Genomic DNA, 11,659 nt, shown 5'->3' with positions numbered 1-11,659 from the left:
GATGACCGCTACCGCCCAGACTCCACTGGCGCCCGACCTGGCCGCCCTGCAACAGCGGGCCGCGCAACGCGCCGCCGAGCGGGCCGGCGGGCAGGACCGCCTGCGCGGGCACATCGTCTGCGACGGCCTGGTGCGCATCTTCAAGACCGAGGGGGTGGAGGTGGTCGCCCTGCAGGGGCTCGACCTGGTCATCGACCGGGGTGAGCTGGTGGCGATCGTCGGTGCCTCCGGTTCGGGCAAGTCGACCCTGCTCAACATCCTCTCCGGCCTGGACACGCCGACCGCCGGTATCGCCCGGGTGGCCGACTACGACCTGCTCTCGCTCTCCGCGAAGCGACGACTGAGCTACCGGCGGCAGCTGGTCGGGTTCGTCTGGCAGCAGACCGGCCGCAACCTGCTGCCGTACCTCAGCGCGCTGGAGAACGTCGAGCTGCCGATGCAGTTGGCCGGCAAACGCAGCCGCACGGCCCGCCGGGAACGGGCCCGGGAACTGCTCGACCTGGTCGGCGTGGGTTACTGCGCCGACCGGCGGCCGGGGCAGCTCAGCGGCGGCGAGCAGCAGCGGGTCGCGGTGGCGGTGGCGGTGGCCAACGACCCGGAGGTGCTGTTCGCCGACGAGCCGACCGGTGAGCTGGACGAGGCGACCGGCGCGGAGGTCTTCGCGGCGCTGCGCACCATCAACGCCGAACTGGGCGTGACCATCGTGGTCGTCACCCACGACCACGCCGTGGCCACGCAGGTCCGCCGGACCGTCGCGATCCGCGACGGCCGGACCGCCTCCGAGGTACGCCGAACCGCTCGGACCGACGCGGACGGCAACACCGAGCTGGTCAGCGAGGAGTACGCGGTGCTGGACCGCAACGGTCGGATGCAGCTGCCGGCGGCGTTCGTCGACGCGCTCTCGCTGAAGGAGCGGGTCCGGCTCGACCTGGAGCCGGACCATGTGCAGGTACGGCCCGGCAACCGGGCCTCGGACGAGCGGGGGGCACGGGCATGAGCCGGCAGAACGTGGTGGTGACCGGCGCGGCCGGGTTCGGCGGTGCGCCCGCGGCGCACCCCGACGAGGTGGTTCGGGTCAGTGGGGTCAGCCGGACCTTCGGCCGGGGTGAACACGCCGTGCACGCGGTGCGGGACGTGTCGTTCACGGCCAACCGGGGCGAGCTGGTCGCCATCCGGGGTCGGTCCGGAGCCGGCAAGACCACGCTGCTGAACCTGATCGGCGGGCTGGACCGGCCGGACAGCGGTCAGGTGGTGGTGGCCGGGCACGAGGTCACCTCGGCCGGGGAGGCGGAGCTGCTGCGGCTGCGCCGCGGCACGGTCGGGTTCGTGTTCCAGACCTTCGGGCTGGTGCCGATCCTCTCCGCCGCCGAGAACGTGGGTGTGCCGCTGCGGCTGGCGCAGGTGCCGGCCGCGGAACGGGAAGAGCGCGTCGCGGTGCTGCTCGAACTGGTCGGTCTGGGCGGGCACGCCGCGCAGCGCCCGTACGAACTCTCCGGCGGCCAGCAGCAGCGGGTCGCGGTGGCCCGTGCGTTGGCCAACGAACCGGACCTGCTCATCGCCGACGAGCCCACCGGCCAGCTCGACTCGGAGACCGGGCGGTCCATCATGGACCTGCTGCGCGCGGTGGTGCACGCCCGCGGCATGACGGCCCTGGTGGCAACGCACGACCCGGCCCTGATCGACCTCGCCGACCGGGTGCTCGTCCTGCGCGACGGCCGCCTGGTCGACAGCTGACCGCTGCCGGACGGCTGCCCCGACGGGTGCTTCGCGCCTTTCGCGGTGCGGTGCTTTGCGGTCGTTGCGACAGCGCGCGGGCCCCATCGGCGGTAGGACGAGGGCGTTCCCTACTGCGTCTGGTCGGGCTGGTCGTGCTCGGGCTGGTCGTGCTCGGGCCGGTCGGTGCGTCTCTGGCCGTCAGGAAGGGACCCGGCGAGCGGGATCAACAGGCAGCCCAGCAGGGTGAGGAGAAGACCGGCGCCCGGCTCGGTCGAGATCAGCTCGTGTTCGACGTAGGGGTCCTCGGCCTCGAAATACCAGTACGCCCCGGTGAGGCTGCCGCAGGCGAGCACGTTGGAGACGAGCATTCCCCGGCTGGCCTGCCGCCAGACCCAGCGGGCCGGGCCGGCGTTGGCGAGCGACAGCACCGCGAACACGGCGGCGATCACCGCGAACGGTAGCGCCCAGCCGAGCACCCGCGAACCCGCTGTGGTGTCCGTCCGATCCAGGTAGACACTGCGCCAGGCGGGCAGCCAGAACGCGACGACGACCAGGAGGACGCCGACCGCCAAGAGCGCCGAGCCGGTCTGCCGCCATGGCGGGCGCGACGGTGCGCCGGGCATCGTCGGCCTGCTCATGGCAGCGAACGTAACCCGGTCCGGGCGACTGCCGCTGCCCCCGCCGGGTGGCGTGACGACGGGTCAGAGCGCGAGCTTCATGCCCTCGTGGCTGGCCACGAAGCCGAGGCTCAGGTAGAAGCGGTGCGCGTCCTCGCGGGTCTTGTCGGTGGTCAGTTGCACCAGCGCGCAGCCGCGCTGCCGGGCCTGGTCGACCGCCCAGGTCATCAGCTCCCGGCCCAGCCCCTGGCCGCGCCGGTCGGAGCGGACCCGGACCGACTCGATCAGTGACCGTTCGCTGCCGTGCCGACCCAGGCCCGGGATGTAGGTGATCTGCAGGCAGCCGACCAGTTCACCATCCTGCTCGGCCACGATCAGCTGGTTGCGCGGGTCCGCGTCGATGTCCGCGAACGCCCTCTCGTACGCCTCGTCGACCTCGGTGAAGTCGCGGGCCTTACCCAGGACGTCGTCGGCGAGCAGGGCGATGACGGCGGGCAGGTCGGCCCGGACCGCCGTACGGAAGATCACGTCGCGCATGCGGGTGATCCTGGCACAGCGAAACCAGCGAATGGGTCTGTGCCGGTTGCGGGCAACGGGCAGCATGGGGCGGCATGGAGCTAGTGCTACTGCCGTTCCGCTGGGTGTACCGGGCGTTGGTGTGGTTCGCGAACTCACCCCGCACGCTGATCACCTCGTACCTGTTGATGATCGTGGTGGCCGGGGTCATCTACGGGGAGGTCGAGCAGCGCAGCCCGGCCGACGCCGTCTGGTGGGCGGTGGTGACCGCCTCCACCGTCGGATACGGCGACATCTCGCCGACCACCTGGGCGGGCCGCACCCTGGCCGCGCTGCTCATCTCGACAATGGTGCTGCTGGTCATCCCACTGATCACCGCGCACTTCGCGAGCCGGCTCATCGTCGACGACGACGCCTTCGAGCATGAGGAGCAGGAGCAGCTCAAGGCCGACGTGCGCCGGATGCGGGCGCTGCTGGAGGAGTTGGCCACCCGGCAGGGGATCGATCTGCCCCCACTGCCGCCGACCCGGCCCGTCACCGGGCCGGGCAGCGAAGCCCCTCCCTGGGAACGGTCAGGTCGATCAGGTAGGCGTCGACCGCGTCGGTGATGCAGGACGTCTGCGGGTAGGCGGTGTGCCCCTCGCCCTCCCAGGTCAGCACCCGGCCGACGCCCAGCATCGACGCGAGCCGTGGGGTCTGCTCGTACGGCGTCGCCGGGTCGCCGGTGGTGCCGACCACCACGATCGGCGGCGCGCCGTTCGCCTTCCCGGTCGGGTACGGGTCACGCCCGCCCGGCCACTCGACGCAGCTCAGCATGCCGACCGCCAACGCCGGCCCGAACAGCGGGTATTTTCCGCGCCACTCGGACTGCAACTGCCGGATCTGCGCCCGGCTCGGCTTCTCCGTCTCGTCGGCGCAGTTGATGGCCAGGTTGGCGTCGAACAGGTTCGAGTAGTGCCCGTCGTCCTCCCGGCCGGCGTACGCGTCGGCGAGCCGGAACACGTCCTTCGGGTCGCCCTCGGCCAGCTTGTCGATCGCCTGGGCCAGCTCCTGCCAGCCGGATTCGGTGTAGAGCGAGGAGATGACGGCGTAGAACACCCAGCCGGCGGTGGCCTCCCGCCCGTCCGCGCCGCGTACCGGAGAGACCTTGGCCTTGTCGATGGCCGAGGTGACCGCGGCGCGTGCGTCCGGAGCGATCGGGCAGCGGCCGGCGTTCGCCGCGCACCAGCGGGTGAAGTTGGTGAAGGCCCGTTCGAAGCCGCGGGCCTGGCTCTCCGAGCCCTCGACCAACCGCTGCTGCGGGTCGACCGCGCCGTCGAGCACCAGCGCCCGGACCCGCTGCGGGTAGAGCTGGGCGTAGGTGGCGCCGAGCAGGGTGCCGTACGAGTAGCCCAGGTAGGTGAGCTTGTCGTCGCCCACGGCGGCGCGGACCGCGTCCATGTCGCGGGCGGCCTGCTCGGTGCCGTACAGCGGCAACTGGTCGCCGTAACGGTCGCCGCAGCCGCGCCCGATCCGCTGGCTCAGGCCGACGAAGCCGTCGAACGCCGACTGGCTCGCCGGGTCCGGGTCGAAGCCGAAGCTGGCGTCCAGGTCGGCGTCGGAGATGCACTTCACCGGACTGGACCGGGAGACCCCGCGCGGGTCGAAGCCGACGATGTCGAAGCGCTCGGTGATCGACGCGGGCAGCCCGCCGAACTGGGGGCCGAAGGAGAGGTAGACGGCGGTGTCGACACCGGAGCCGCCCGGGCCGCCCGGGTTGATCACCAGCGAGCCCACCCGGTCGCGCTGCTTGGTGGACCGGGCGCGCAGCAGGGCGATCTCGAAGGTTTGCCCGGCGCCCGGGCCGGCGCTCGCCCCGCCGCCGGTGCCCCAGTCCCGGGGCACCGCGATCCGGGTGCACTCGTAGCGCATGTTCGGTGCGCTCCGCCCGACCAGCTCGTCGGGGACCTCCGGGCAGGGCCGCCAGGTCGGTGAGCTGCCGGTCGGGGCGGCCGCGCCCTCCACCTCGGTGCGCGGTGCGAACGCCGGCAACGTGCAGCCGGCGGTGAGCAGCGCGGCGACACCGAAGGCGGCCAGAGTGCGACGGACCCGGCGGCTGGTCGCCATCCGAGGCTGGTCGGCGGTGCGGGTCACATGGTCCTCCGGGATCGGGTCGACGGCCAGGCTACGCCGAGCCGGTGGCGGCTCGGTCCACGGTGGCCGTCGGGTCGCCGCGCAGCACCTGGTCCACGTCGAAGCGGATCGGCCGGTCCAACTGGTCGTAGCGGCAGGACCGGGGGTCGCGGTCCGGGCGCCACCGAACGAACTGGGCGGTGTGCCGGAACCGTTCGCCCTCCATCGCGTCGTAGCCCACCTCGACCACCAGCTCCGGGCGCACCGGCTCCCACTCCAGGTTCTTGGTGCCGGTCCACCGGCTGACCCCACCCGGGATGCGTTGGCCACGCTCGTGGTCGCCGTGCACCCACGGGTGCTCGCCGCCGGTGTCCCGGTAGGGCGCCAACTCGTCGAGCAACTCGGCGCGGCGGGCCATGCTGAACGACGCGCTCACGCCCACGTGGTGCAGGACCCCGGCGTCGTCGTACAGGCCGAGCAGCAGCGAACCCACCACCGGGCCGGACTTGTGCCAGCGGAAGCCGGCCACCACCGCGTCCGCGGTGCGGGCGTGCTTGACCTTGAACATCAGTCGCTTGCCCGGCTCGTACGGAAGGTCGGCCGGCTTGACGATCAAGCCGTCCAGCCCGGCGCCCTCGAAGACGTCGAACCAGCGACGCGCGGTGTCCGGATCGGTGGTGACCTGGGTGACGTGCACCGGGGGGCGCACCCCGGCCAGCGCCTCGACCAGCCGCTCCCGACGCTGCGGGTAGGGCTGGTCGAGCAGTGCCTCGTCGCCGATCGCCAGCAGGTCGAACGCGACGAAGTCGGCCGGGGTGGTCTCGGCCAGCATCTTCACCCGGGACGCGGCCGGGTGGACGCGCTGGGCCAGCAGCTCGAAATCCAGCCGGGGCTGGCCGGTCGGCCCGTCCCGCCGAATCACGATCAACTCGCCGTCGACCGCGCACCGCTCCGGCAACTGCCGGCGGGCCTGCTCGACCACCTCGGGGAAGTAGCGGGTCATCGACTTGCCGCCCCGGCTGGCCAACTCGACCTCGTCGCCGTCGCGGAACACGATGCACCGGAACCCGTCCCACTTGGGCTCGTAGGTCACCCCCGGTGTGGTGGGTAGCTTGGAAACGCTCTTGGCCAGCATCGGCTCGACCGGAGGGTTGATCGGCAGGTCCACGCCGACCAGTCAATCAGACGGTGCCGACAGTCGTGAGGCACATCACCGTGGACCCCGGGGTGGCGTGTCCGCCTACGCGCCGCTCGTCCCGACCGGGCGAATCAAATAACCCCAGGTCAGAGCTACTTTCGCGAGGTGTCCGAGTGGGTCTGTGACTGCTGCGGGCGGTGGCGGGTGAGCGTCGAGCTGATCCGGGGCCGCTACCGCTTCCGGCTGACCCGCCGCTACCCCGAGCGGTACGGCGGCGGCCGGAACGTGCTCGGCGAGGTCGGTTCGGTGCCGGAGCTGGAGGAGCTGTTGCGTCGGCGTACCCCACTCACCCTGGCCGACCTGCACGAGGCCGCCTGATCCTCGCGGCGCCCGCGGGCGGTGTGCGGCGCAGCGGCCGGGAGGAAACGGACGCCAGGCCCGGTCTGCCTCCACTGAGGAGGGACGGTCTGGATCGAGCGCCGGTGTCACAATGCTCCCGGCGGCCTCGTCTGCACCCGTGGCGGTGCCGAGCGGTGCCGCCGAGGGAGGGGGACACCATGCGGTTCGAGGCCACTACCGAGATCGACGCGGACGCCGAGCAGGTCTGGGCGGTGCTGGTCGACGTGCCGCGCTGGCCCGAGTGGACGGACTCGGTGACCCGGGCCGAGCGGGGGGAGTCGGGGCCGCTCGCCGTCGGCGCGACCGCACGACTGACCCAGCCGAAGCTGCGGCCGGCGGTCTGGCGGGTCACCGAGCTGACCGAGCGGCGGGAGTTCGTCTGGGTCTCCGACGCGCCGGGGGTGCGGACGGTGGGGGAGCACCGGCTGCTGCCGCTGCCCGACGGGCGTACCCGTGTCGAACTGGTCATCAACCAGTCCGGTCCGCTGGCCGGCCTGATCGGCTGGCTGTACGGCGAACTGTTCCGCCGCTACGTGCGGATGGAGGCCGACGGGCTCAGGCGTCGCTGCGAGCGGGGCTGACGGCCGGCTTCTCCAGCACAGCCAACGAGATCCCGTTCGGGTCCGGGCGGTGCGCCACGATCAGGTAGCCGTGCCGCTGGTACAACCGCAGGTTGCGCGCGCTGTTCGCGCCGGTGAACAGGGTGAACCGGGCTACCCGGCCGGCACAGGCCCGCTCGACGGCGGTGAGCAGTTGCGCCCCGACACCCCGCCCCTGCTGGTCCGGGGCGACCGAGAGGCGGCCGACGTGCGCGGTGTCCCCGTCCAGGTGGGCCCGCACCGAGCCGACCAGCCGGTGCCCCAAACGGGCGGCGAGCACGATGCTCGGGCCGGCCAGCACCGCCGCCACCTCGTCCAACGTCTCGGTCAGCGGAGGCAGGAACGGGTCTCTGTAGTGCTGCGCCTCGCTCAGGTACGCGGCGCGCTGCACGGTGAGGATCTCGCCGGCGTCCACGACACCGGCCGGGACGATGCTCGCCTCGGCGTTCATCGGGGCAGCACACCACAACCGCCGTCGCCGTCGATGGGCGACCCGACCGCGTCGGCCGTACCCTGGCCCGTGTCCGGTCGAGGTCGAGGGGGAACGGTGACCGAGCTGACGTACCCGGAGGTGGGGTCGACCCGGCACGGGCCGCTGCCCGGCGGGTACCACCACCTGCGCCACCGGTATCCGTTGCCCGGCGACTGCTTCCAGACAGCCGCCGACGCGGTGTTGAGCTGGCGGTTGCACCGCGCCGCCGGCGTCCGGATGCGCACCGACGCGCCGCGGGCCACCGACGGTGTGCTGGTGACCGCAGGCCTCGGCGTCGGTCCGGCCCGCCTCTGGGGGCCGTGCCAGGTGGTCTGGAGCGCGGACTCGCCCACCCTCGCCGGCTTCGGCTACGGCACCCTGCCCGGGCACCCGGAGCGGGGCGAGGAGGCGTTCGAGGTGGTCCGTGACGACGCCGGCGCGGTCTGGTTCGAGGTCCGCGCGTTCAGCCGTCCGGACCGCTGGTTCACCCGCCTCGGAGGCCCGGCGGTTCGGGCCGTGCAACACACGTACGCCTGGTGGCTCGGCCGCACCCTGCGGCGACTCTGCGCGGGTCACTGAGCGCCGTTCCGGCGAAACGACTCAGTAGCGGGCGAACGAGCGGATCGGAGCGCGCGGGCCGTACTTCGGTGCCCGGATGCCGGCCGCCTCCAGCAGCAGACACACCCGGCCCCGGTGGCCCCGGAACGGCTCCAGCAGGGCCACCATCCGGGCGTCGTCGCCCCTCGGTTCGCCGGCGAGCGCCCACGCCACCGTGTTCGGGATGTGGTAGTCGCCGACGCTGACCGCGTCCGGGTCCCCGTACGCGATCCGGACCACCTCGGCGGCCGTCCACGGCCCGATGCCGGGGATCGCGGTGAGCTGGCGGGTGGCCTCGGCGGCGTCGGCGCAGCCCTCCAGCCGGTCGGCGAGCGCCGCGGCGCGACGGAGCGTGTCGGCCCGGCGCTGCTCCACCCCGAACGGGTGGAACACCCAGTACGGGGTCGCGGCCACCGCGGCGGCCTCAGGCGGCAGGAGCAGCGGCTGTAGCGGGCCGGGAGCCGGCTCCCGGAAGTGCCGCACCGTCGCCGCGTACGCCCGGTAGGCCTCCTTGCCGGTGACCTTCTGCTCGAAGACCGCGCGCAGCACCCGGGGGAAGACCTGCCCGGTGGCGGGCATCCGTAGCCCCCGGTGCTCCCGGGCCAGCCGGGCGACCAGCGGGTGCGCCGCGGCCAGCTCGGTGAAGCCGGTGAGGTCGTCGCGCAGCCCGGCGATCGCGTCGGCGCGGGCGAGGACGTGCTCGGCGCCGGGCCCGTACCCCTCGGCGAGCAACTCGCCGCCGGCCGGTCGCAGCGCGAGCGTGGCCGGGCCGTCCGGGGTGCGGGTGGCCCACCAGAAGGTGCCGGCCGCCACCCGGGCGCACGGGTCGTACGGGCTGAAGGTGAGCCCCCGGACCGAGGCGGCCAGCCGGTAGCCGACCGGGGGGCGCAGCACCCTGGTCGCGGCGGGTCCGGTCTCGGTCACCCGGCAACTCTGCCACGTGCGGGAAGGGACGCCGGCACCACCCGGTCTGCCGACGACCCGCGCACGACGGTGGCCGGCCGCGCCCTCCCCGGCGACGACCGACCACCGTGCCCGTGTGGGCGATCGGACTCAGTACGAGTAGCCCGAGCCCCCGGCGTCGCTCGAACCGCTGTCCGCCGGCGGTGCGACCGCCTTCGGCGTGCCCTTCGGCAGGCAGCTCAGGTTCTTCTTGCCGTCCGGCTGGACCACGAACCAGGTGCCACCGACAGCCTGGCCCTTCCACTGGCCGGGCTTCTTGTCGCCGATGTAGCGGTAGACCGGCCAGCCGCCGACGGTGAGCTGACGGGTGCCGTCCTGCCGGGTCACGCTGCCGACCTTGTCGTCGGAGACGCCGGTGAGCTCCGGGTTGCCGTCGGTCAGCGCCGGCGGCCACACCTCGGCGCACTTGTCGACACAGTTCGACGACGGCGGGTCGGCGGTGTCCTTGTCGAAGCGGTACAGGATCCAGCCGTCCTGGTCGGTGACCACCTTGCCCATCCGGGCGACGCTCTTACCGACCAACTTCTCGGTCAGGTCGACGTCCGCGGGCGGGGCTTCCGCGGCCGGCGCCTCCGCGGACGCCGAGGCCTCAGGTTCAACCGTCGCGGTGGGCTCGGCCGCGGCGACGGCGACCGGCTCGGCCGCGCTCGAGTTCGCCCCGTCGTAACCCGCGGGAGCGCAGGCCGTTAGTGCGACCATCGCGCTCGCGACGATGACGGTCCGCTTCATCTGTGCCACGTGCCCTCCTCATTCTTGACAGTTCACCCATAGGTACGGGGGGCAGGCTGTCAAGGTTGAAGTAGTAACAGTGGTCAATTTCACGTAAACCGATTGAACCATTTCCGGCCGGCATGCGTACGCCCCCGCAAGGGAGACCTCGCTCAACGACAGATCGGCACCGGTCATTGTGGCAATGACCGGCGCCGATCTGGCAGGCGCGCTTACAGGGGTACGGTGACCAGCGGGCTCGCCACGCCGTTGGCGTCCACCGACTGCACCTGGAGCTGCTTGATGTCGGCCGGCAGAGCCGACGTGGAGGCGCTCAGTTCGAGACCCTGCGGTCGGGTGTTGGTGCCATAGCCGCTCTCCGGCACCGACCAGGTCGAGATGACCTCGGTGCTGGCGTTCTTGCGCACCACCACCAGTCGGCAGATTCGCGGGCCGGGCAGCTTCCGCAGGCTGAAGTTGATCCGGGTGCCGTAGTCCTTGGTCACCAGGAACATCGTGGTCTGCACACCGGTGGTCGGGTCGGTCGCCTCGACCTGGTCGCCCTCCTCCTCGGTGCCGCCCACACCCGGGCCGCTCGGCGCGGCCGTCGGCCCGCTGGTCGGCGGGTCGTTGGGAGCGCTCGGCGTCGACTCGGCCAGCACCCCCGGCGGCTGCTCGTTGCCGGCCACAGTCACGAAGCCGTACCCGCTCAGACCGCCGAAGACCACCACCGCGGCGGCCGTCGCGAGCATCTGACGAAACCGGGTACGCCGCCGGTGGGCCCGGACCGCGCCGAGCGTCCGGTCGAGCAGGGCCGGGTCGGTCGCCGTCTGCTCCAGCGCCATCATCGTCTCGCCGTCGATGTCGGAGAGCAGCCCCACCACCGGCACCATCGTCTCCAACTCGGCCGCGCACGCCCAGCAGGTGGCGAGATGCTCCTCGAACCGCTCAGTGTCCTGCTCGTCGAGCACACCGAGCGCGTACGCCGCGACGTCCATGTGGTCCGGCCGGCTCATTCTGTCACCCCCCGCTCCTGCAGAGCCGTGCGCAGCGCGCGCAGCGCGTAGTAGACCCTCGACTTGGCGGTGCCGAGGGGCAGGCCCAACTCCTCGGCGGCCTCCGGCACCGTCCGCCCCCGGAAGTACGTCGAGATCAGGATCTCCCGGTGCGACTGACTGAGCGTACGCAGGGCGTCCGCCACCGTCATGGTGCGCAGCACCCGGTCGGTGCTGTCCGCCTCGGCGAACGCGGTGAGGTCCCGGTCGTACGTCTCCGGCGGCCGGGCCTCCTGGCTGCGATGCTCGTCGATGGCGATGCGGCGGGCCACCGTGACCAACCACGGCCGCAACGAACCCTGCCCCTGCGTGCCCAAACGGTGCGCGTTGCGCCAGGCCCGCAGCAGCGTCTCCTGGACGATGTCCTCCGCGCGCTGCCGGTCCCCCCCGGTGAGGCGCATGACGAACATCAGCAACGGGCCGGCGTGCTCGGCATAGAGCTGACGGATCAACTGGTCGGAGTGGCTCGCCTCGGTTGACGTCGCCTGATGGCGCCCGGGCGCCGGTCGCGGCGTCACCGGACCATTCTGGCGAGGCGTCGCCCGCGCGTCGACCCCCCGGGCAGACGAGGTTGACCGTGACGAGGGTCGCGCCGACAACCAGTCAGCGCGTACCGCGTCGCCATGCCAACCGGCCGCCACCGCGTGCATGCAGACCTCCGGGATCTCCGTGACCAACGCCGGCCCACGAGGTGGGCCGCCCGGTGGTACGCAGCGCCGGTCCCAGCGGATCAACAAACGGCGGAAAAACTTCCGCGCCGCCGTTGA

15 protein-coding genes are annotated in these 11,659 nt (G+C 72.6%); 6 read left to right on the top strand and 9 right to left on the bottom strand.

Annotated elements, in window-relative coordinates:
* Position 1: 1 nt before the first annotated feature.
* A complete protein-coding gene (locus ACIBD9_RS05235; protein WP_387177052.1) occupies positions 2-997 on the top strand; it encodes an ABC transporter ATP-binding protein in 996 nt (331 codons plus the stop codon).
* The gene (locus ACIBD9_RS05230) at positions 994-1,734 is read left to right on the top strand and encodes an ABC transporter ATP-binding protein (RefSeq protein ID WP_396714716.1); all 741 of its coding nucleotides are present in this window, start codon (positions 994-996) and stop codon (positions 1,732-1,734) included. The genes ACIBD9_RS05235 and ACIBD9_RS05230 overlap by 4 nt, the downstream gene beginning before the upstream one ends.
* A 110-nt stretch (positions 1,735-1,844) precedes the next feature.
* On the opposite strand, the gene ACIBD9_RS05225 is transcribed toward ACIBD9_RS05230, so the two are convergent.
* Together ACIBD9_RS05225 and ACIBD9_RS05220 are read right to left on the bottom strand one after the other, a co-directional pair.
* The gene (locus tag ACIBD9_RS05225; protein ID WP_396714714.1) at positions 1,845-2,354 is read right to left on the bottom strand and encodes a hypothetical protein; all 510 of its coding nucleotides are present in this window, start codon (positions 2,352-2,354) and stop codon (positions 1,845-1,847) included.
* 63 nt (positions 2,355-2,417) lie between these two features.
* Positions 2,418-2,870 carry a GNAT family N-acetyltransferase gene (locus tag ACIBD9_RS05220; protein WP_396714712.1) on the bottom strand — a complete coding sequence of 151 codons (453 nt, stop codon included), beginning with the start codon at positions 2,868-2,870 and terminating at the stop codon, positions 2,418-2,420.
* A 74-nt stretch (positions 2,871-2,944) separates the two neighbouring features.
* Between ACIBD9_RS05220 and ACIBD9_RS05215 the strand changes: the two genes are divergently transcribed.
* Positions 2,945-3,457 carry an ion channel gene (locus ACIBD9_RS05215; protein ID WP_396714710.1) on the top strand — a complete coding sequence of 171 codons (513 nt, stop codon included), beginning with the start codon at positions 2,945-2,947 and terminating at the stop codon, positions 3,455-3,457.
* Here ACIBD9_RS05215 and ACIBD9_RS05210 read toward each other — a convergent pair.
* Both ACIBD9_RS05210 and ACIBD9_RS05205 read right to left on the bottom strand, forming a co-directional pair.
* The gene (locus tag ACIBD9_RS05210; RefSeq protein ID WP_396715061.1) at positions 3,384-4,955 is read right to left on the bottom strand and encodes an alpha/beta hydrolase; all 1,572 of its coding nucleotides are present in this window, start codon (positions 4,953-4,955) and stop codon (positions 3,384-3,386) included. The genes ACIBD9_RS05215 and ACIBD9_RS05210 overlap by 74 nt on opposite strands.
* A gap of 58 nt (positions 4,956-5,013) precedes the next feature.
* Positions 5,014-6,129, bottom strand: a complete 1,116-nt coding sequence (locus ACIBD9_RS05205; protein WP_396714708.1) for an ATP-dependent DNA ligase — start codon at positions 6,127-6,129, stop codon at positions 5,014-5,016.
* Between the two features lie 135 nt (positions 6,130-6,264).
* On the opposite strand from ACIBD9_RS05205, the gene ACIBD9_RS05200 reads away from it, so the two are divergent.
* Complete coding sequence (locus tag ACIBD9_RS05200; RefSeq protein ID WP_387177057.1) at positions 6,265-6,477, top strand: hypothetical protein; 213 nt, start codon at positions 6,265-6,267, stop codon at positions 6,475-6,477.
* 179 nt (positions 6,478-6,656) lie between these two features.
* Complete coding sequence (locus ACIBD9_RS05195; RefSeq protein ID WP_396714706.1) at positions 6,657-7,079, top strand: SRPBCC family protein; 423 nt, start codon at positions 6,657-6,659, stop codon at positions 7,077-7,079.
* On the opposite strand, the gene ACIBD9_RS05190 is transcribed toward ACIBD9_RS05195, so the two are convergent.
* Positions 7,054-7,548 (bottom strand): GNAT family N-acetyltransferase, encoded by a 495-nt coding sequence (locus ACIBD9_RS05190; protein ID WP_396714704.1) that lies wholly within the window; start codon positions 7,546-7,548, stop codon positions 7,054-7,056. The two genes, ACIBD9_RS05195 and ACIBD9_RS05190, sit on opposite strands and share 26 nt — an antisense overlap.
* 96 nt (positions 7,549-7,644) lie before the next feature.
* On the opposite strand from ACIBD9_RS05190, the gene ACIBD9_RS05185 reads away from it, so the two are divergent.
* Entirely contained in the window at positions 7,645-8,148 is a 504-nt protein-coding gene (locus tag ACIBD9_RS05185; protein WP_396714702.1) for a DUF1990 family protein, read from the top strand.
* 21 nt (positions 8,149-8,169) lie between these two features.
* Here the strand turns inward: ACIBD9_RS05185 and ACIBD9_RS05180 are convergent, their stop codons facing one another.
* The 4 genes from ACIBD9_RS05180 to ACIBD9_RS05165 all read right to left on the bottom strand — a co-directional run bounded on the left by ACIBD9_RS05180 (position 8,170) and on the right by ACIBD9_RS05165 (position 11,542).
* Positions 8,170-9,090 (bottom strand): DNA-3-methyladenine glycosylase family protein, encoded by a 921-nt coding sequence (locus tag ACIBD9_RS05180; RefSeq protein ID WP_396714700.1) that lies wholly within the window; start codon positions 9,088-9,090, stop codon positions 8,170-8,172.
* 129 nt (positions 9,091-9,219) lie between these two features.
* Positions 9,220-9,867: a hypothetical protein gene (locus tag ACIBD9_RS05175; protein ID WP_396714698.1), complete on the bottom strand. Its 648-nt coding sequence runs from the start codon at positions 9,865-9,867 to the stop codon at positions 9,220-9,222.
* Positions 9,868-10,070: 203 nt separating this feature from the next.
* Positions 10,071-10,853: an anti-sigma factor family protein gene (locus tag ACIBD9_RS05170; protein ID WP_396714696.1), complete on the bottom strand. Its 783-nt coding sequence runs from the start codon at positions 10,851-10,853 to the stop codon at positions 10,071-10,073.
* Complete coding sequence (locus ACIBD9_RS05165) at positions 10,850-11,542, bottom strand: sigma-70 family RNA polymerase sigma factor (protein ID WP_124773096.1); 693 nt, start codon at positions 11,540-11,542, stop codon at positions 10,850-10,852. Before ACIBD9_RS05165 ends, ACIBD9_RS05170 begins: the two co-directional genes overlap by 4 nt.
* Between the last annotated feature and the right edge of the window lie 117 nt (positions 11,543-11,659).

Origin of the sequence: Micromonospora sp. NPDC050784, from assembly GCF_044456765.1 — a bacterium.
Lineage (GTDB): Bacteria > Actinomycetota > Actinomycetes > Mycobacteriales > Micromonosporaceae > Micromonospora > Micromonospora foliorum.
This window is presented reverse-complemented; position numbering and strand designations above follow the sequence as displayed.

Coding starts and splice junctions, on each gene's coding strand:
- ACIBD9_RS05165 (WP_124773096.1), bottom strand. CDS start 11,542: ATGCACGCGGTGGCGGCCGGTTGGCATGGCGACGCGGTACGCGCTGAC.
- ACIBD9_RS05215 (WP_396714710.1), top strand. CDS start 2,945: ATGGAGCTAGTGCTACTGCCGTTCCGCTGGGTGTACCGGGCGTTGGTG.
- ACIBD9_RS05210 (WP_396715061.1), bottom strand. CDS start 4,955: ATGGCGACCAGCCGCCGGGTCCGTCGCACTCTGGCCGCCTTCGGTGTC.
- ACIBD9_RS05225 (WP_396714714.1), bottom strand. CDS start 2,354: ATGAGCAGGCCGACGATGCCCGGCGCACCGTCGCGCCCGCCATGGCGG.
- ACIBD9_RS05190 (WP_396714704.1), bottom strand. CDS start 7,548: ATGAACGCCGAGGCGAGCATCGTCCCGGCCGGTGTCGTGGACGCCGGC.
- ACIBD9_RS05220 (WP_396714712.1), bottom strand. CDS start 2,870: ATGCGCGACGTGATCTTCCGTACGGCGGTCCGGGCCGACCTGCCCGCC.
- ACIBD9_RS05230 (WP_396714716.1), top strand. CDS start 994: ATGAGCCGGCAGAACGTGGTGGTGACCGGCGCGGCCGGGTTCGGCGGT.
- ACIBD9_RS05195 (WP_396714706.1), top strand. CDS start 6,657: ATGCGGTTCGAGGCCACTACCGAGATCGACGCGGACGCCGAGCAGGTC.
- ACIBD9_RS05235 (WP_387177052.1), top strand. CDS start 2: ATGACCGCTACCGCCCAGACTCCACTGGCGCCCGACCTGGCCGCCCTG.
- ACIBD9_RS05170 (WP_396714696.1), bottom strand. CDS start 10,853: ATGAGCCGGCCGGACCACATGGACGTCGCGGCGTACGCGCTCGGTGTG.